16 protein-coding genes are annotated in these 18,284 nt (G+C 70.3%); 11 read left to right on the top strand and 5 right to left on the bottom strand.

From position 1 onward, the window contains the following. Positions 1 to 12: 12 nt before the first annotated feature. A complete protein-coding gene (locus tag OHT77_RS12690) occupies positions 13 to 726 on the top strand; it encodes a glycoside hydrolase family 12 protein (protein WP_328828415.1) in 714 nt (237 codons plus the stop codon). Positions 727 to 742: 16 nt separating this feature from the next. Here the strand turns inward: OHT77_RS12690 and OHT77_RS12685 are convergent, their stop codons facing one another. From OHT77_RS12685 to OHT77_RS12675, 3 genes are all read right to left on the bottom strand, one after another. Then, a complete protein-coding gene (locus OHT77_RS12685; protein WP_328828414.1) occupies positions 743 to 1,129 on the bottom strand; it encodes a hypothetical protein in 387 nt (128 codons plus the stop codon). Positions 1,130 to 1,232: 103 nt separating this feature from the next. Continuing rightward, on the bottom strand, positions 1,233 to 3,281 hold the full coding sequence (locus OHT77_RS12680; RefSeq protein ID WP_328828412.1) for a glycoside hydrolase family 31 protein: 2,049 nt from the start codon (positions 3,279 to 3,281) through the stop codon (positions 1,233 to 1,235). A 64-nt stretch (positions 3,282 to 3,345) separates the two neighbouring features. Continuing rightward, on the bottom strand, positions 3,346 to 4,359 hold the full coding sequence (locus OHT77_RS12675; protein WP_328828410.1) for a LacI family DNA-binding transcriptional regulator: 1,014 nt from the start codon (positions 4,357 to 4,359) through the stop codon (positions 3,346 to 3,348). Between the two features lie 479 nt (positions 4,360 to 4,838). On the opposite strand from OHT77_RS12675, the gene OHT77_RS12670 reads away from it, so the two are divergent. Then, complete coding sequence (locus OHT77_RS12670; RefSeq protein WP_328828409.1) at positions 4,839 to 6,770, top strand: acyl-CoA dehydrogenase family protein; 1,932 nt, start codon at positions 4,839 to 4,841, stop codon at positions 6,768 to 6,770. Positions 6,771 to 6,777: 7 nt separating this feature from the next. Here OHT77_RS12670 and OHT77_RS12665 read toward each other — a convergent pair whose 3' ends face one another. Then, the gene (locus OHT77_RS12665) at positions 6,778 to 7,227 is read right to left on the bottom strand and encodes a lamin tail domain-containing protein (RefSeq protein WP_328828407.1); all 450 of its coding nucleotides are present in this window, start codon (positions 7,225 to 7,227) and stop codon (positions 6,778 to 6,780) included. A 188-nt stretch (positions 7,228 to 7,415) separates the two neighbouring features. On the opposite strand from OHT77_RS12665, the gene dxr reads away from it, so the two are divergent. The 6 genes from dxr (at position 7,416) to OHT77_RS12635 (ending at position 15,051) form a co-directional block, all read left to right on the top strand. Next, complete coding sequence (dxr, locus tag OHT77_RS12660) at positions 7,416 to 8,684, top strand: 1-deoxy-D-xylulose-5-phosphate reductoisomerase (protein WP_328828406.1); 1,269 nt, start codon at positions 7,416 to 7,418, stop codon at positions 8,682 to 8,684. An 8-nt stretch (positions 8,685 to 8,692) separates the two neighbouring features. Next, on the top strand, positions 8,693 to 9,985 hold the full coding sequence (locus OHT77_RS12655; RefSeq protein ID WP_328834225.1) for a M50 family metallopeptidase: 1,293 nt from the start codon (positions 8,693 to 8,695) through the stop codon (positions 9,983 to 9,985). A gap of 202 nt (positions 9,986 to 10,187) precedes the next feature. Then, a complete protein-coding gene (gene ispG, locus OHT77_RS12650) occupies positions 10,188 to 11,345 on the top strand; it encodes a flavodoxin-dependent (E)-4-hydroxy-3-methylbut-2-enyl-diphosphate synthase (protein ID WP_328828405.1) in 1,158 nt (385 codons plus the stop codon). 400 nt (positions 11,346 to 11,745) lie between these two features. Further along, positions 11,746 to 12,594 (top strand): GNAT family N-acetyltransferase, encoded by an 849-nt coding sequence (locus tag OHT77_RS12645; RefSeq protein ID WP_328828403.1) that lies wholly within the window; start codon positions 11,746 to 11,748, stop codon positions 12,592 to 12,594. A 113-nt stretch (positions 12,595 to 12,707) separates the two neighbouring features. Further along, entirely contained in the window at positions 12,708 to 13,271 is a 564-nt protein-coding gene (locus OHT77_RS12640) for a GNAT family N-acetyltransferase (protein ID WP_328828402.1), read from the top strand. 73 nt (positions 13,272 to 13,344) lie between these two features. Next, positions 13,345 to 15,051, top strand: coding sequence for a proline--tRNA ligase (locus tag OHT77_RS12635; RefSeq protein WP_328828399.1), 1,707 nt, complete (start codon positions 13,345 to 13,347; stop codon positions 15,049 to 15,051). A 64-nt stretch (positions 15,052 to 15,115) separates the two neighbouring features. On the opposite strand, the gene OHT77_RS12630 is transcribed toward OHT77_RS12635, so the two are convergent. After that, entirely contained in the window at positions 15,116 to 15,511 is a 396-nt protein-coding gene (locus tag OHT77_RS12630; protein WP_328828398.1) for a hypothetical protein, read from the bottom strand. A 15-nt stretch (positions 15,512 to 15,526) separates the two neighbouring features. On the opposite strand from OHT77_RS12630, the gene OHT77_RS12625 reads away from it, so the two are divergent. Genes OHT77_RS12625 through OHT77_RS12615 form a run of 3 tightly spaced genes read left to right on the top strand, consistent with a single transcriptional unit; the run spans position 15,527 to position 18,284 of the window. After that, on the top strand, positions 15,527 to 16,486 hold the full coding sequence (locus tag OHT77_RS12625; protein ID WP_328828394.1) for an FAD:protein FMN transferase: 960 nt from the start codon (positions 15,527 to 15,529) through the stop codon (positions 16,484 to 16,486). Beyond that, complete coding sequence (locus OHT77_RS12620; RefSeq protein ID WP_328828393.1) at positions 16,483 to 17,064, top strand: ferric reductase-like transmembrane domain-containing protein; 582 nt, start codon at positions 16,483 to 16,485, stop codon at positions 17,062 to 17,064. Before OHT77_RS12625 ends, OHT77_RS12620 begins: the two co-directional genes overlap by 4 nt. Then, positions 17,061 to 18,284 (top strand): NADH-ubiquinone oxidoreductase-F iron-sulfur binding region domain-containing protein, encoded by a 1,224-nt coding sequence (locus OHT77_RS12615; protein WP_328828392.1) that lies wholly within the window; start codon positions 17,061 to 17,063, stop codon positions 18,282 to 18,284. The genes OHT77_RS12620 and OHT77_RS12615 overlap by 4 nt, the downstream gene beginning before the upstream one ends.

Genomic DNA, 18,284 nt, shown 5'->3' with positions numbered 1-18,284 from the left:
GGAAGGGACACCATGGCAACACGCAAGCCGGGCCGGGTACTCACGGCCGTTCTCGCCCCCGTCGTCGCGCTCGGCGCCACCGTCGCGCTCGCCTCGGCCCCCGCGTCCGCCGCCGTCTGGAGCTCCTGCGACCAGTGGGGCTCCACGACCCTGAACGGCTACACGCTCTACAACGACATCTGGGGCTCCGGCGCCGGCAGTCAGTGCATCTGGGCCAACTCCGGCACCAACTGGGGCGTCAACGCCAACCACCCCAACACCGGTGGCATCAAGGCCTATCCGAACGCCAAGAAGGTGATCGGCAAGTCGATCACCTCGCTCGGTTCGCTCAAGAGCAGCTACAACGTCTCGGTGCCGTCGTCCGGCGCGTACAACACGTCGTACGACATCTGGGACACCAACTACGCCTACGAGATCATGCTCTGGGTCAACAAGACCGGAGCGGTCGGTCCGCTCGGCACCTCGCAGGGCAGCCTCACGCTGGGCGGCTCCACCTGGACCGTCTACAAGGGCAACAACGGTGCCAACGACGTGTTCTCGTTCGTGCGCAGCTCCAACTCCTCGTCCGGGACGATCGACATCCTGCCGATTCTCAAGTGGATCAAGGACACCAAGGGCTGGTTCGGCAACGTGACCATCGGGGACCTGCAGTTCGGCTTCGAGATCACGTCCTCGTCCGGCGGGCTCGCCTTCACCACCAACAGCGAGAGCGTCACCAGTAGTTGACCCACCCGCAGTCCGGTCAGCCGCCCGGTCCCCGCACTCCGCGAGGGCCGGGCGGTGCCACGACGAGCGTGGCGACCCAGCCGCCGAGCGCGGCCAGCGTGAGACCGAACACCGCCGGATTGACGTACCCGGGGACGGTGTCGGTGGCGTAGCTGCCCCCGCCCGTCTGCTCGCAGACGAACCTGAGCGGGACGAAGTCCACCGAGTAGTCCACGACGTCGAGGGCTCTGGGGTCCACCGGCCCGCCCTCCTCCCCGTTGGTCGTACGACAGGGCAGTATCGGCGAGGAGTTGGCGCCACCGTCCTCGGCCTGGATGAGGGCGCCCAGGACGTGCAGCAGGCCCCAGAGGTACAGGGCGAACGCGGCGAGGCCCGCCGCGAGGGCGAGCTTGCGTAACACCATCGGAGGAGTCCAGCAGAACAAGATCGATACGGCTGTGACGGAAGCCACAGTTCCGCGCAACGGAAGCGTCACGGGCGCCCGCCCCCACCGGGCGCCCCGACCCCTACTCCGCCACGGGCAGCGCCGCCCCGTCCCGCAGGAACAGCGGGATGCGGTCCAGCGGGGCGTCCACCGTGACCGCCGTACCGCCCTCGTACGTCTCGCCCGTCCACGCGTCCGTCCACCACGCGCCCGCCGGGAGGTACGCCGTACGGACCGTGGCGCCGGCTGTCAGCACCGGCGCGACCAGCAGGTCCGGACCGAAGAGATACGCGTCGTCGACCGACCAGGCCGCCGCGTCCTCGGGGAACTCCAGGAACAGCGGGCGCATCACCGGCAGTCCCTCCTCGTGCGCGGCGCGCATCACGTCCAGGACGTACGGCCGCAGGCGTTCGCGCAGCCGCAGGTACTTCTCCAGGATCGGCAGGGCCCGATCGCCGTACGACCAGACCTCGTTGGGGCCGCCGGTCATGTCGGGACCCAGCGGCATGCCCGGGTCGCGGAAGCCGTGCAGGCGCATCAGCGGGGACAGCGCGCCGAACTGGAACCAGCGGACCATGACCTCCTGGTACGCCGGGTCGTCCGGGTCCCCGCCGTGGAAGCCGCCGATGTCGGTGTTCCACCAAGGGATGCCCGACAGCGCGGTGTTGAGGCCCGCCGCGAGCTGGCGGCGCAGGGTCGGGAAGTCGGTGCCGATGTCACCGGACCAGAGTGCGGCGCCGTGGCGCTGACTGCCCGCCCACGCCGAGCGGTTGAGGGTGATGATCCCGTCGTCACCGACGCCCTCGGCGCGCAACCCCTCCGCGAACGCACGGGAGTTCTCGGCCGGGTACATGTTGCCGACCTCAAGGCCCGGGCCCGCCCAGTAGCGCAGGTTCTCCTGGAAACCCGGCTTCAGTTCGGGCTCGCACGCGTCCAGCCAGAAGGCCGTGATGCCGTACGGGGCAAGGTAGTTGTCGCGGATCTTCGACCACAGGAAGTCACGGGCCTCGGGATTGGTGGCGTCGTAGAAGGCCACCTGGACCGTCGACGCGACCCCCTTGTCCGGCCAGTCGGCGTGGGCCATCGGGCCGTACTGGGTGCCGATGAGGTAGCCGCGCTGTTCCAGTACGCCGTGGTTCTCGCTGAGGGGGGAGACGGAGGGCCAGACGCTCACCACCAACTTGACGCCCAGTTCGTCGAGTTCGCGGACCATGGCCGCCGGGTCGGGCCACTCCGCCGGGTCGAACTTCCAGTCGCCGAGGTGCGTCCAGTGGAAGAAGTCGCAGACGATCGCGGAGAGGGGGAGTTCACGGCGCTTGTACTCCCGTGCCACGGCGAGGAGTTCGGCCTGCGTGCGGTAGCGCAGCTTGCACTGCCAGAAGCCCGCCGCCCACGCGGGGAGCATCGGCGTACGGCCCGTCACCGCGCTGTAGCGGCGCTGGCCGTCGGCCGGATCGCCCGCGGTGATCCAGTAGTCCAGCTGCCGGGCCGAATCCGCCACCCAGCGCGTGCCGTTGCCGGCCAGCTCCACGCGGCCGATCGCCGGGTTGTTCCACAGCAGGGTGTAGCCGCGGCTGGAGACGAGCACCGGTATGCCGACCTCGGCGTTGCGCTGGACCAGGTCGAGGACCAGGCCCTTCTGGTCCAGCTTCCCGTGCTGGTGCTGCCCGAGGCCGTACAGCTTCTCGTCCTCGTACGCGGCGAAGCGCTGCTCCAATCGGTGATGTCCGTTGCCGACCGCCGTGTAGAGGCGCGAGCCGGGCCACCAGAAGTGGGCGCGGGCCTCGGCGAGGAGCTCGCTGGAGTCGGCGGTGCGCAGGAAGCGGACCAGGCCCTCGGCGTCGACCTCGACCGTCAACTCGCCGACGGTCAGCGTGCCTTGACCGTCCTCGATCTTGACGCTCGCCTCGGTGGGCGGTGCCTCGTCCAGCAGCGCGCCCGGCAGTCCGTCGAGCAGCGGGCCGCCGAGCCGGGCCCTGACCCGGACCGCGTCCGGCCCCCACGGTTCGATCCGCAGGGTCTCCTGACGGCCGCTCCACTCCAGCGCGCCGTCCCGCTCGCGGAACGTTCCGACGGTGGGGGAGGACTGCGCGAGACTGACCTCGGACTGGATTTCGGCATGCTGATTCACGAGGAGTGCTCCTGGAGGAAAGCAGAACAGGGGGTAACCGCACAATCACGTGGAGCGTGGCTGGTCAAGCAGCCGACGGTGCCGGTCCCGTGCTCGCCCGCACCGTCAACTCGGGTGCGATCAGCACGACTTCGTCGCTGCCGCGGCCGTCCAGCTTGGCCACCAGATGCTCCACGGCGTAACGGCCCATCTCCTGGGCGGGGATGGCGACGGACGTCAGCCGCACCGAGGCCTGGGTGGCGACCTGGTCGGGGCAGACCGCGACCACCGACACGTCCTCCGGCACGGCCCGGCCCTGCTGACGCAGCAGCGCGAGCAGCGGCTCGACCGCCGACTCGTTCTGCACGACGAAGCCCGTGGTGCCGGGGCGCTCGTCGAAGACCCGGGCCAGGGTCAGCGACATCGCGTCGTACCCGCCCTCGCACGGCCGGTGCAGCACCCGCAGACCCAACTCCCGTGCCCGGGACCGGAGTCCGTCGAGGGTGCGCTCGGCGAAGCCGGTGTGCCGCTCGTAGACCGCGGGGGCCTCGCCGATGACAGCGATGTCGTGGTGGCCGAGCTTGGCGAGGTGTTCGACACACAGCGCCCCGGTCGCCCCGAAGTCGAGGTCGACGCAGGTCAGTCCGGTGGTGTCGGCGGGGAGGCCGATGAGCACGGAGGGCTGGTCGGTGCCGCGCAGCAACGGCAGCCGCTCGTCGTCGAGTTCGACGTCCATCAGGATCATCGCGTCGGCGAGGCCGCTGCCGGTGACCCGGCGCACCGCGTCGGGACCCTCCTCGCCGGTGAGCAGCAGGACGTCGTAGCCGTGCAGGCGGGCGGTGGTCGCCACGGCGATGGCGATCTCCATCATCACCGGCACGTACATGTCGGTGCGCAGCGGCACCATCAGCGCGATGATGTTGGAACGGCTGCTGGCGAGGGCGCGGGCGCCCGCGTTCGGGTGGTAGCCCAGCTCGCGGATGCTCTGCTCGACCCGCTGCCGGGTGGCTCCGGAGATGGACCGCTTGCCGCTGAGGACATAGCTCACCGTGCTCGCCGAGACTCCGGCGTGCTGGGCGACCTCGGCGAGGGTGACCATCCAGCTCTCCAAGCTTTGTGAAGCGCTTCGACAGTGCGCGTTGCTGACAAGGGCGAGTGAGGGTGGTTCGACATTAGCTTCAGGTGGTGTGGGTGTCCATAGGTTGTCGAAGCGCTTCGACACTTTCTGGAAGCACCGGGCTCCACGAGGTTCTCCGGGCGGGGGAGGCAACCTCCGGGCCGGTCCGCGGCCACGGAGAGGTCGTAGACGAACCGTCCCCCGGAAGGACCCCCGACGCAACACCGCGGACCCCGCCTCTCGAAGAAGGCGACGGTGCTCGGCGCCGCTCCGGCATCGAGTCCGGCATCGAGGTCTTCACGGGCTCGGGGTGCCTTGACACAAAGGCGTACTCCGTCGACATCGGCTGAACGGACGCGCGAAGGGTGGCTGCTTCGCGGCGGATCGGGTACATACGATCGGGTAGCACCCGTCGGTAACCAGCATGGTCCGAGGGCCCGATTCGCGGCGAGGTGAGCCTGATGTCCGCTCCGTCCAGCAAACCCTCCGTCACCGAGCGAGAGGCCCGGCAGGTGGCGGAGGCGGCCCGGGAACAGGACTGGCGCAAGCCCAGCTTCGCCAAGGAACTGTTCCTCGGCCGCTTCCGGCTCGACCTGATCCACCCCCACCCCCTCCCGGCCGCCGAGGACTCCCGGCGCGGCGAGGAGTTCCTCGCGAAGCTGCGCGTCTTCTGCGAGACGCGGATCGACGCGGCCCGCATCGAACGCGAGGCGCGCATCCCCGACGAGGTCATCGCCGGCCTCAAGGAGCTCGGCGCCCTCGGCATGAAGATCGACACCAAGTACGGCGGCCTCGGCCTCACCCAGGTGTACTACAACAAGGCGCTCGCGCTCGCGGGCTCCGCCTGCCCCGCGGTCGGCGTGCTGCTCTCCGCGCACCAGTCGATCGGCGTACCGCAGCCGCTGAAGCTGTTCGGCACGGACGAGCAGAAGGCGGAGTTCCTGCCCCGCTGCGCCCGCACCGACATCAGCGCCTTCCTGCTCACCGAACCGGACGTCGGCTCCGACCCGGCGCGGCTCGCGACCAGCGCGGTGCGGGACGGGGACGCGTACGTCCTCGACGGGGTGAAGCTCTGGACCACCAACGGCGTGATCGCCGACCTCCTGGTCGTGATGGCCCGGGTGCCGAAGTCCGCGGAGGGCAAGGGCGGCATCACGGCGTTCGTCGTCGAGACCGACTCGCCCGGCATCACCGTGGAGAACCGCAACGCTTTCATGGGCCTGCGCGGCATCGAGAACGGCGTCACCCGCTTCCACCAGGTCAGGGTCCCGGCCGCGAACCGCATCGGCCCCGAGGGCGCGGGCCTCAAGATCGCCCTCACCACCCTCAACACCGGCCGCCTCTCGCTGCCCGCGTCCTGTGTCGCGGCCGGCAAGTGGTGCCTGAAGATCGCCCGCGAGTGGTCGGCGGCGCGTGAGCAGTGGGGCAGGCCGATCGCCGAGCACGAGGCCGTGGGCGCGAAGATCTCCTTCATCGCGGCGACGACCTTCGCCCTGGAGGCCGTACTCGACCTGTCCTCGCAGATGGCCGACGAGGACCGCAACGACATCCGCATCGAGGGCGCGCTCGCCAAGCTCTTCGCGTCCGAGATGGGCTGGCTGATGGCCGACGAACTCGTCCAGATCCGCGGCGGCCGGGGCTTCGAGACGGCCGAGTCCCTCGCGGCCCGCGGCGAGAAGGCGGTCCCCGCCGAACAGGTCCTGCGCGACCTCCGGATCAACCGCATCTTCGAGGGCTCGACCGAGATCATGCACCTCCTCATCGCCCGCGAGGCCGTCGACGCCCACCTCAAGGTCGCCGGCGACCTGATCGACCCCGACAAGTCCCTTCAGGACAAGGCGAAAGCGGGCGCGGGCGCAGGCGTCTTCTACGCCAAGTGGCTCCCGAAACTGGTCGCGGGCAGCGGCCAACTCCCGGGCACCTACGGCGAGTTCCGCCACGGCGTCGACCTCTCCCGGCACCTTCGCTACGTCGAGCGCAACGCCCGCAAGCTGGCCCGCTCGACCTTCTACGCCATGTCCCGCTGGCAGGGCCGCATGGAGACCAAGCAGGGCTTCCTGGGCCGGATCGTCGACATCGGCGCCGAGCTCTTCGCGATGAGTGCGGCCTGCGTGCGGGCCGAACTCCTGCGCACCCAGGGCGATCACGGCCGCGAGGCCTACCAACTCGCCGACGCCTTCTGCGAACAGTCCCGCATCCGCGTCGAGGAACTCTTCGGCCGGCTGTGGACCAACACCGACGCCATCGACCACAAGGTCGTCAAGGGCGTCATGGGCGGCGCCTACGAGTGGCTGGAGCAGGGCATCGTCGACCCGTCGGGAGACGGACCCTGGATCGCCGACACGACCCCGGGCCCGTCCAAGGCGGACAACCTGCACCGCCGCGTCGACTAGCGCCGGTTCAGCAGTACTTGTCGCTCGGATTCCGTGTCGTCCACGAACAGGTGTCGACCTTGCTGCCGTTGGACTTCGTCAGCGTCGCCGTGTCGCTGGTGTTGTTCCAGACGTAGGCGGCACGGCCCTGGTACGTGTTCGACGCGGTGTCCGTGCCCTTGCCGGTGTGCACCTTGATGTACTTGCCGGCGCCGATCTTGATGTTCTTGAAGACGTACCGGTGGTTCGAGACGTCCTTCAGGACATAGCCCTTGAGGGAGATCGCCGACCGGCTGGTGTTCTTGAGCTGCACCCACTCGCCGTTCAGGCTCGTGTTCGACCGGTTGTCCGAGCCCGGGCTGTCGAACCAGACGTGGTAGATCGTGACCCCGCCGGCGGCCTCGGCCGGAGTGCTCAGCAGGGTGCCGGTGAAGATCACGGCGCCCGCGAGCGCGGGCAGGGCAGCGCGTTTCCGCATGGAGAATCCCCCCAGGATGTCGTCCACGCACCGGCAGATCACCGGCGCAGGACTGAAGTGTTATCACACGACCTTCACGCCGTATTCACAAAGGGGGATTTCCCTTCAATCACCGACGAGAGCCGATAAGCCACCCGCCCGAGGGAACCGCTGTCCACCAGGCCACCCGTTGCGGCAACAATGGAGGGATGAGCGACAGTCCAGCACCCCTCGCCGACCCACATCTCGTCTACGACCCCGTCGTGGGCGACGGTCCCAAGGCCCTGGTGATCCTCGGGTCCACCGGGTCCATCGGCACGCAGGCCATCGACCTGGTGCTGCGCAACCCGGACCGCTTCAAGGTCACCGCCCTCTCCGCGAACGGCGGCCGGGTCGGCCTCCTCGCCGAGCAGGCGTACCGGCTCAGGGTGCGGACGGTGGGGGTCGCCCGCGAGGACGCCGTACCGGCACTGCGCGAAGCGCTCGCCGCGCAGTACGGCGCGGGGGAGCCGCTCCCCGAGATCCTGGCCGGACCCGACGCGGCCACCCAGCTCGCCGCCTCCGACTGCCACACCGTGCTGAACGGCATCACCGGATCCATCGGCCTCGCGCCCACCCTCGCCGCCCTGGAGGCGGGACGCGTCCTCGCGCTCGCCAACAAGGAGTCGCTCATCGTCGGCGGCCCGCTGGTGAAGGCGCTCGCCAAGCCCGGCCAGATCATCCCGGTGGACTCCGAGCACGCGGCGCTCTTCCAGGCCCTCGCGGCCGGCACCCGCGCCGATGTGCGCAAGCTCGTCGTCACCGCGTCCGGCGGCCCCTTCCGCGGCCGTACCAAGGCGGACCTGGCGCGAGTCACCGTGGAAGAGGCGCTCGCGCACCCCACCTGGGCGATGGGACCCGTGATCACGATCAACTCCGCGACCCTGGTGAACAAGGGTCTCGAAGTGATCGAGGCGCACCTGCTGTACGACATTCCCTTCGATCGCATTGAGGTGGTCGTACACCCGCAGTCGTATGTCCACTCGATGGTGGAATTCACGGACGGTTCGACACTCGCCCAGGCGACGCCCCCCGACATGCGCGGGCCGATCGCCATCGGGCTCGGCTGGCCCGAGCGGGTCCCGGACGCGGCGCCCGCGTTCGACTGGAGCAAGGCGTCGACGTGGGAGTTCTTCCCGCTCGACACCGACGCGTTCCCGTCGGTCGGCCTGGCCCGCCATGTGGGACAGCTCGCGGGCACGGCCCCGGCGGTGTTCAATGCGGCCAACGAGGAGTGCGTGGAGGCGTTCCGCGCGGGCGCGCTGCCGTTCAACGGAATCATGGAGACGGTGACACGGGTGGTCGAGGAACACGGGACGCCGGCCACGGGAACTTCACTGACCGTGTCGGACGTCCTCGAAGCGGAGACCTGGGCACGCGCCCGGGCCCGCGAACTGACAGCGCAGACGACCACGGCGAACGCGGAGGCGCGTGCATGACAGCCCTGATGATGATCCTCGGCATAGTCGTCTTCGCGGTCGGCCTGCTGGTCTCGATCGCCTGGCACGAGCTGGGGCATCTCTCCACCGCGAAGCTCTTCGGCATCCGGGTGCCCCAGTACATGGTCGGCTTCGGCCCGACCATCTGGTCCAAGCGCAAGGGCGACACCGAGTACGGCTTCAAGGCCATCCCGTTCGGCGGCTACATCCGCATGATCGGCATGTTCCCGCCAGGACCGGACGGCAGGATAGAGTCCCGCTCCACCTCGCCCTGGCGCAGCATGATCGAGGACGCCCGCTCGGCCGCCTTCGAGGAGCTCGAGCCCGGCGACGAGTCCCGCCTGTTCTACACACGCAAGCCCTGGAAACGGGTCATCGTGATGTTCGCGGGCCCCTTCATGAACCTCATCCTCGCCATCGCGCTCTTCCTCACCGTCCTGATGGGCTTCGGCATCTCGCAGCAGACCAACACGGTCAGCTCCGTCTCCGAATGCGTCATCGCGCAGAGCCAGAACCGCGACACCTGCAAGAAGTCCGACCCGGCGTCCCCGGCGGCGGCAGCGGGCCTGAAGGCCGGCGACAAGATCGTCAGCTTCAACGGCGTCAGGACCACGGACTGGAACAAGCTCTCCGACCTGATCCGCGCCACCCCCGGCAAGACGGTCCCGATCGTCGTGGAGCGCAAGGGCCAGTCCCTGACCCTCAACGCGAAGATCGCGTCGAACCAGGTCGCCAAGAAGGACTCCAGCGGCCAGATCGTCCAGGGGCAGTACGTCACCGCCGGCTTCCTCGGCTTCAGCGCGGCCACCGGCATCGTCCGCCAGGACTTCGGCGACTCGGTCACCTGGATGGGAGACCGCATGGGCGAGGCCGTCGACTCCATCGCGGCCCTCCCCGGCAAGATCCCGGCCCTGTGGAACGCGGCCTTCGACGGCGCCCCCCGCCAGGCCGACTCCCCGATGGGTGTGGTCGGCGCGGCCCGCGTCGGCGGCGAGATCTTCACGCTCGACATCCCGCCGACCCAGCAGCTGGCCATGGCCCTGATGCTGGTCGCGGGCTTCAACCTCTCCCTCTTCCTCTTCAACATGCTCCCGCTGCTCCCGCTCGACGGCGGGCATGTCGCGGGCGCGCTGTGGGAGGCGCTGCGGCGGAACCTGGCGAAGGTGCTCAAGCGGCCGGACCCGGGCCCGTTCGATGTGGCGAAGCTGATGCCGGTGGCGTATGTGGTGGCGGGGATCTTCGTCTGCTTCACCTTGTTGGTGTTGGTGGCGGACGTGGTTAACCCGGTGAAAATCTCCTAGTCATCCGCAGTTCGTAGCGCCCCGGCACCTTCTGTGCCGGGGCGCTCTCCATTGAGTGGGTTTACGGGCGATGGGAGTCCCCCCGCCGAGTGGATTAGAGGTGGGGGAGTGCTCGGGCCCCTGCGGTTGACGTAATCTCGAAGCCTGGAGCCCGCTGATTCGGGACCGGGGCCTTGATCCACGACTTGGGGTTGCACAGCAGATGACTGCGATTTCTCTCGGCATTCCGTCCGTTCCGACCCGGCTTGCCGAGCGTCGCAAGAGCCGGCAGATCCAGGTCGGCACCGTGGCGGTCGGCGGCGACGCGCCGGTGTCGGTGCAGTCCATGACGACCACCCGTACGTCGGACATCGGCGCGACGCTCCAGCAGATCGCCGAGCTGACCGCGTCCGGCTGCCAGATCGTCCGCGTGGCCTGCCCGACGCAGGACGACGCCGACGCGCTCGCGACGATCGCCCGCAAGTCGCAGATCCCGGTGATCGCCGACATCCACTTCCAGCCGAAGTACGTCTTCGCCGCCATCGAGGCCGGGTGTGCGGCGGTTCGTGTGAACCCCGGCAACATCAAGCAGTTCGACGACAAGGTCAAGGAGATCGCGCGCGCCGCGAAGGACCACGGCACGCCGATCCGCATCGGTGTGAACGCGGGCTCGCTGGACGCGCGACTGCTGAAGAAGTACGGCAAGGCGACCCCCGAGGCGCTCGCCGAGTCCGCCCTCTGGGAGGCGTCGCTCTTCGAGGAGCACGACTTCCGGGACATCAAGATCTCGGTCAAGCACAACGACCCGGTGATCATGGTCGAGGCGTACCGCCAGCTCGCCGCCCAGTGCGACTACCCGCTCCACCTCGGCGTCACCGAGGCGGGCCCGGCCTTCCAGGGCACGATCAAGTCGGCCGTGGCCTTCGGCGCCCTCCTCTCGCAGGGCATCGGCGACACGATCCGCGTCTCCCTCTCCGCGCCGCCGGTCGAGGAGGTCAAGGTCGGCAACCAGATCCTGGAGTCCCTGAACCTCAAGCCCCGCCGCCTGGAGATCGTCTCCTGCCCCTCCTGCGGCCGCGCCCAGGTCGACGTCTACAAGCTCGCCGAGGAAGTCACGGCAGGCCTCGAGGGCATGGAGGTCCCCCTCCGCGTAGCCGTCATGGGCTGCGTGGTGAACGGCCCCGGCGAGGCCCGCGAAGCCGACCTCGGCGTCGCCTCCGGCAACGGCAAGGGCCAGATCTTCGTCAAGGGTGAGGTCATCAAGACGGTCCCCGAGTCGAAGATCGTGGAGACCCTCATCGAGGAGGCGATGAAGATCGCCGAGCAGATGGAGGCGGACGGAATCGCTTCCGGGGAGCCTTCGGTTTCTGTGGCGGGTTGAGGGCCTCTGAGGTCTGACCAAGGCTGAGAGGACGTGCGCAGGCTGAAGGTCTGCTGCGGCGCTGAAAGGTCTTGGGGCTGCACTTGTCGGGGCCTTGAGCTTTGCTCGTCGAGAGCTCAGGGCTCAGGGCTCCCTACGAGGTCGCACGGTTCACGGGTCGCCGGGCACCCCAGCTCGCGGAGCTCCCGCCACCTCCCAGTCCAGGCCCCCACCCCCCAGCCCGTCCGGCGTTTGAGGACGAGGCCGTTCAGGCCGACAGCGGGGGGTCCGGGGGCGGCAGCCCCCGGAGGCGGTCACTGAACCCAGCCCCGCTTACAAGCGAACGGCACACAACGCGGCACCGCTCAGCTTCCGCAGGTACAGTGCGGAGATCAGCAGACCTTAGGGTGAGGCCCCGCACGTGTTGACCCAGACCACCTCTCGGGTGCTCGAACCGAGCGACCTGGACGCCGCGCTCGCCGTGCTCGACCGCGAGCCGGTCACGAACGCCTTCGTCACCTCGCGGGTACAGGTCGCCGGCCTCGACCCCTGGCGGCTCGGCGGCGAGATGTGGGGCTGGTACGAGGACGGCATGCTGACGTCCCTCTGCTACGCGGGCGCCAACCTCGTCCCGATCTGCGCGACCCCCAGAGCCGTCCGCGCCTTCGCCGACCGCGCCCGCAGGGCAGGCCGCCGCTGCTCCTCGATCGTCGGCCCGGCCGAACCGACCGCCCAGCTCTGGCGCCTCCTCGAACCCAGCTGGGGCCCCGCCCGCGAGGTCCGCGCCCGCCAGCCCCTCATGGTCGCCGACCGCATGCCCACCGACATCGCCGCCGACCCGTACGTCCGTCGTATCCGCAAGGACGAGATGGACACGATCATGCCGGCGTGCGTGGCGATGTTCACCGAGGAGGTCGGCGTCTCCCCCCTGGCCGGCGACGGAGGCCTCCTCTACCAGGCCCGCGTGGCCGAACTCGTGGGCGCGGGGCGCTCGTTCGCGCGTCTCGACGAGCAGGGCAAGGTCGTCTTCAAGGCGGAGATCGGCGCCGCGACCTCGCAGGCCTGCCAGATCCAGGGTGTGTGGGTGGCCCCCGAGTACCGGGGGAGAGGCGTGGCGGCCCCCGCGATGGCGGCGGTACTGCGTTACGCGCTGGCGGACGTGGCCCCGGTGGTCAGCCTCTACGTGAACGACTTCAACACCCCGGCGAGAAGGGCGTACTTGAGGGTGGGCTTCCAGGAAGTCGGCGCCTTCATGAGTGTCCTGTTCTGAAGGTCTTTCAGGGGCGCGAGCCTGTGACATGTGCGGCTCCGCCGCCTGGGCGCGACCACTCACATACGACCGGCGCTCGAACGACAACCGTCACCCCCCTGTACTCTCCCCACATGCGATTTCCCGGTCACGGTCACCGCCACCCCCAAGACGTCGTGATCGGCCCCCTGGACCTCTCGGCCCACGTGGACGAAGCCCTCGCCGTGCAGGCCCTCGCGTTCGGCCTGGGCCCGGACGAGGTGGCGGTAAGACGCCAGATCGTCCTGCGCCACATGACCTACCCCGGAGCCCGCGCCCTCGGCGCCACCACCGAGGGCCGTCTCGTCGGCTTCGTCTACGGCATGCCCAACAGCCGCACCCACTGGTGGTCCACCGTCGTAGAGCCGTATCTCCGCGCCCGCGACCACGACGACTGGCTCGACCACTCCTTCGTGATCACCGAGCTGCACGTCCACCCGCACTACCAGAACCGCGGCGCAGGCCGTTCCCTGATCACCACCATCACGGACACCGCCACCGAACCCCGCTCGATCCTCTCCGCGATCGACACCGACAGCCCGGCCCGCGGCCTCTACCGCTCCCTCGGCTACGAGGACCTCGCCCGCCAGGTCCTGTTCCCGAGCGCCCCGAAGCCGTACGCGGTCATGGGCGCCCCCCTCCCGCTTCGCCGCGGTTAACCGATTTCCACCGGCGCAGCACGCCCGGCTAACCTCCTAGCCATCACCCTTTCCCGGCAGGAGTACAGGAACCATGGCGAACGCACCGGTCCAGCGCATGTCCCAGTTGATGGCGAAGACGCTGCGCGACGACCCGGCGGACGCCGAGGTCCTCAGTCACAAGCTGCTCGTGCGGGCCGGATATGTCCGGCGTACCGCCGCCGGGATCTGGTCGTGGCTGCCCCTGGGCAAGAAGGTGCTCGCGAACGTCGAGCGGATCGTGCGTGAGGAGATGGACGCGATCGGCGCCCAGGAGGTGCTGCTCCCCGCGATCCTGCCCCGCGAGCCGTACGAGGCGACCGGGCGCTGGGAGGAGTACGGCCCCGAGCTGTTCCGCCTCCAGGACCGCAAGGGCGGCGACTACCTCCTCGGCCCGACCCACGAGGAGATCTTCACGCTGATCGTGAAGGACCAGGCGTCCTCGTACAAGGACCTGCCGGTCATCCTCTACCAGATCCAGCACAAGTACCGCGACGAGGCCCGCCCCCGCGCCGGCATCCTCCGCGGCCGCGAGTTCCTGATGAAGGACTCGTACTCCTTCGACACGGAGGACGAGGGCCTCGCCCACTCCTACGCCCTGCACCGCGAGGCCTACCAGAAGGTGTTCACGCGCCTCGGCCTCGACTACCGCATCTGCGCCGCCACCGCGGGCGCGATGGGCGGCTCCAAGTCGGAGGAGTTCCTCGCCCCCGCCGAGGCCGGCGAGGACACCTTCGCGGACTGCCCGAACTGCGACTTCGCGGCCAACACCGAAGCGATCACGTACGAGTTGAAGCCCGTGGACGCCACCGGCGTGCCCGCGCTCGAAGAGATCCCGACCCCCGACACCCCCACCATCGAGACCCTCGCCGCCCACCTCGGCGTCGAGGCCTCCGCCACCCTGAAGAACCTGCTCGTGAAGGTCGACGGCGAGATCGTGGCCGTGGGCGTCCCCGGCGACCGCGAGGTCGACCTCGGCAAGGTCGAGGCCCATTTCGCCCCCGCCGCAGTCGAGTTGGTGACGGCGGAGGACTTCACCGGCCGTCCCGACCTGGTGCGCGGCTACGTCGGCCCGCAGGGCCTGGGCGAGAAGGTCACGTACATCGCCGACCCCCGCGTGGCCCCCGGCACGAGCTGGATCACGGGCGCCAACAAGGAGGGCACGCACGCGAAGAACGTCGTGGCGGGCCGTGACTTCGAGGTCGACACGTACGTCGACGTCGTGGTCGTCCAGGAGGGCGACCCCTGCCCCAAGTGCGGCACCGGCCTCAAGCTGGACCGCGCCATCGAGATCGGCCACATCTTCCAGCTCGGCCGCAAGTACGCCGACGCCCTCAAGCTCGACGTCCTCGGCCAGCACGGCAAGCCGGTCCGCGTGACCATGGGCTCCTACGGCATCGGCGTCTCCCGCGCGGTCGCCGCCCTCGCCGAGCAGACCGCCGACGACAAGGGCCTGTGCTGGCCCGCCGAGGTCGCCCCGGCCGACGTGCACGTCGTGGCCGCGGGCAAGGCCCTGCAGACCGAACTCGCCCTGGACGTCTCGGAGAAGCTGCGCGCGGCCGGCCTGCGCGTCCTGGTCGACGACCGCGCCGGGGTCTCCCCGGGCGTGAAGTTCACCGACTCGGAGCTGATCGGCGTACCGAAGATCCTGGTGGCGGGCCGCCGTTCCGCCGAGGGCGTCCTGGAGCTGAAGGACCGCAGGACGGGCGAGCGCGAGGAGCTGACCGTCGACGAGGCGATCGCCCGCCTCACCGCGCACTGAGTTATTGAAGCCTCAAGCGATTTAAGGTTCCTCTCAGAGAGTTCTCGGGAGGCGTACGGGCGCCTCACAGACTTCTCTCAGGCTGGTCCCCGACCGTAGGACGTGACAGAGCGTCACTGCGGAGGGGAACGGTCATGACAGTCGAGGAGCGTGGGGCCGCTACGGCGGTCCGCAGAGGAAAGCGGCGCATCGCGGCCGCCACGGCGGCGATCACGCTGGCCGCGGCGGCCGGGGCCTTCGCCCTGGTCGGCACGGTGCAGTCGGACGCGGAAGCGGACACGGCGGCGAGCAGCACCGGCACGAGCAGCTCGTCGTCGTCCTCGACACCTTCACCGTCCGCCTCCTCCAACACCTCGTCCACGTCGGACAGTTCGACCTCTACGTCCTCCTCATCCTCCACGTCCACGTCCTCGTCCTCGTCCGGCGTGACGTCGTCCTCCGGCGGCTCCACCGACTCCACGTCGGGAGCGTCGTGATGAGCACAGCGACCTTGCGTACGACGGCCGCCGCCGACTGGCGCGCCCTCGGGACCGGCGTCCGGCTGGTCGTCACCGACCCGGCCCTGCTGGACTCCTGCAACCTGCTCCTCGCCCGGTACCTCGCCGAGGTCGACGCGGCGTGCAGCAGGTTCCGTACCGACTCCGAACTGGCCGCCCTGGAAGCCTCGTCGGGCCGCCCGGTCACCGTCAGCCCGCTCCTCGCCGAGGCGTTGGCGGTCGCGCTGCGCGCCGCCGAGGCGACGGACGGCGCGGTCGACCCGACGGTCGGCTCGGCCATGAACTCCCTCGGCTACGACCGCGACTTCACCCTCGTCCGCGAGGACGACCGCCCGGTCCGCCTCACCGTGAAGCGCGCCCCGGGCTGGCGCGCGATCGACCTGGACCCCGCGACGGGCACGGTCACCGTCCCGGCCGGCGTCCGTCTGGACCTCGGCGCCACCGCGAAGGCGTGGGCCGCCGACAAGGCCGCGGCGATGCTCGCCCAAGTGGCGGGCTGCGGCGTCCTGGTGAGCCTGGGCGGCGACACGGCCGTCGCGGGGGAGCCCCCGGTCGGCGGCTGGAACATCCGCGTGCAGGACGTCACCGGTTCCGTCGACGAGACGCCCGCGCACGGTACGTACGCCACGGTCGCCCTGCGCTCCGGCGGTCTCGCCACCTCGGGCACCGCCGCCCGTCGCTGGCGCCGGAACGGCTACGAGCTGCACCACATCGTCGACCCGCGCACCGGCCTCCCCGTCCGCAGCCCCTGGCGCACGGTCTCGGTCGCCGCCGCGACGAGCGCCGACGCCAACGCGGCGAGCACCGCGTCCCTGGTCAAGGGGGCGGGCGCGGAGCGCTGGCTGACCCGCCTGGGCCTCCCCGCGCGCCTGGTCGCCCAGGACGGCACGGTCGTCACGACCCCGGGCTGGCCCACCCACCAGGCGGTCGCCGCATGAGCTCCGAGATCCTCTGGTACGCCAACCGCGCCACCGGAGCGGTCTGCCTCGTCCTGTTCACGGTCGTGGTCCTGCTCGGCATCGCGGTCCGCCTGCGCACGCGGCTCCCCGGCCTGCCCCGCTTCGGCACGGTCGCCCTGCACCGCGGCCTCTCCCTCTCCGCGAGCGCGTTCCTGGCCGTGCACATCGCGATGGCGGTGATCGACGGCTACGTCGACATCACCGTCCTCGACGCGGTCGTCCCGTTCGTCTCCGCCTACGAACCCCTCTGGCTCGGCCTCGGCACGGTCGCCCTCGACCTGCTGCTCGCGGTCCTGGTCACCAGCCTCCTCCGGGAACGCATCGGACACCGCACCTGGCGGGCGCTGCACTGGCTCGCGTACGCCTCCTGGCCGGTCGCCCTGATCCACGGCATCGGCATCGGCACGGACACCGGCACCGACTGGATGACCTGGCTGACCGGCTCCTGCGTGGCCGCCGTGGTCGCCGCCTCCGGCATCCGCCTGGCCCACTCCGCCCGCGCCTCCCGCCGCACCCCCGCAGCCCTGCTCCGCACCGCCGAAGGAGCCCGCACATGACCATGAGCACGGCCTTCACCGACGTCTACATGTCCCCCCGCCTCCTCGCCCCCGGCGGCACCGCGGCCGACCTCTCCACCCACGAACTCCGCTACGGCCCGGTGGCGTACGGAGATCCCGACGGCCTGCTGAGAACGGTCGCCGAGTCCGGCCTCACCGGCCGCGGAGGCGCCGCGTTCCCGACGTACCGCAAGCTGGTCGCGGTGGCCGACGCGAGCCGCCGTACGGGCCGCGTACCGGTGGTCGTGGCGAACGGCGCGGAAGGCGAACCGGCCAGCCGCAAGGACAAGACGCTCCTGCGCCTGTCACCCCATCTCGTCCTGGACGGGCTGCAGTTGGCGGCCAGGGCGGTGGGTGCGGGGGAGGCGCACCTGGCGGTGGAGGACGGCGCCTCCTACCTGGAATCGGCCCTTGCCCAACGCCATGACCCGCTCCCCGTGCGGATCGTCCGTCTGCCCAAGCGCTTCCTGTCCGGCCAGGCGTCGGCTCTCGCGCAGTACGTCTCCGGCAACGCCCCGCTGCCCCGCCACCAGCGCCCGCCGGTCCGCGAACGCGGGGTGCGCAAGGCCCCCACCCTCGTCCAGAACGTGGAGACCCTGGCCCACCTCGCCCTGATCGCCCGCTACGGCGCCGACTGGTTCCGCAGCGCCGGCACCCCCGCCCAGCCCGGCAGCACGCTCTGCACCCTGCACGCGCCGGGCCGCGAAGTCCGGGTGGTGGAAGCCCCGTTCGGCCTCCCCCTGAACCGACTGCTCCCCCTGCGCGGAGTCTCCGCGGTCCTGGTGGGCGGCTACCACGGCACCTGGATCCCGGCCGCGGAAGCATCCCAACGCACCCTGGACGCAACCGACTTGGGAGCAGGAGTCCTCGCAGCACTCCCCACCGACCGCTGCGGAGTGGCCGAAACCGCCCGGGTCCTCCGCTACTTGGCCCTCCAGTCGGTCGGCCAGTGCGGGCCCTGCCTCAACGGCCTCCCGCGCATAGCCGCCGCCTTCCAGGCCCTGGCCACCCCCGGCCCCCAGGCCAACACCCGCCAGGACGTGGCCCGTTGGGCGGGTCTCGTGGAGGGCCGGGGCGCCTGCCACCACCCCGACGGCACGGCCCGCCTGGTCCGCAGCGCACTGACCACGTTCGCCCCCGAACTCGACGCCCACGCAAGGGGATTGTGCACGGCGAGCGACCCCACCCCCTTGCTCCCGATCCCGAACGAGGCCCACTGA

Source organism: Streptomyces sp. NBC_00252, assembly GCF_036187565.1.
In the GTDB taxonomy this organism is placed as follows: domain Bacteria; phylum Actinomycetota; class Actinomycetes; order Streptomycetales; family Streptomycetaceae; genus Streptomyces.
This window is presented reverse-complemented; position numbering and strand designations above follow the sequence as displayed.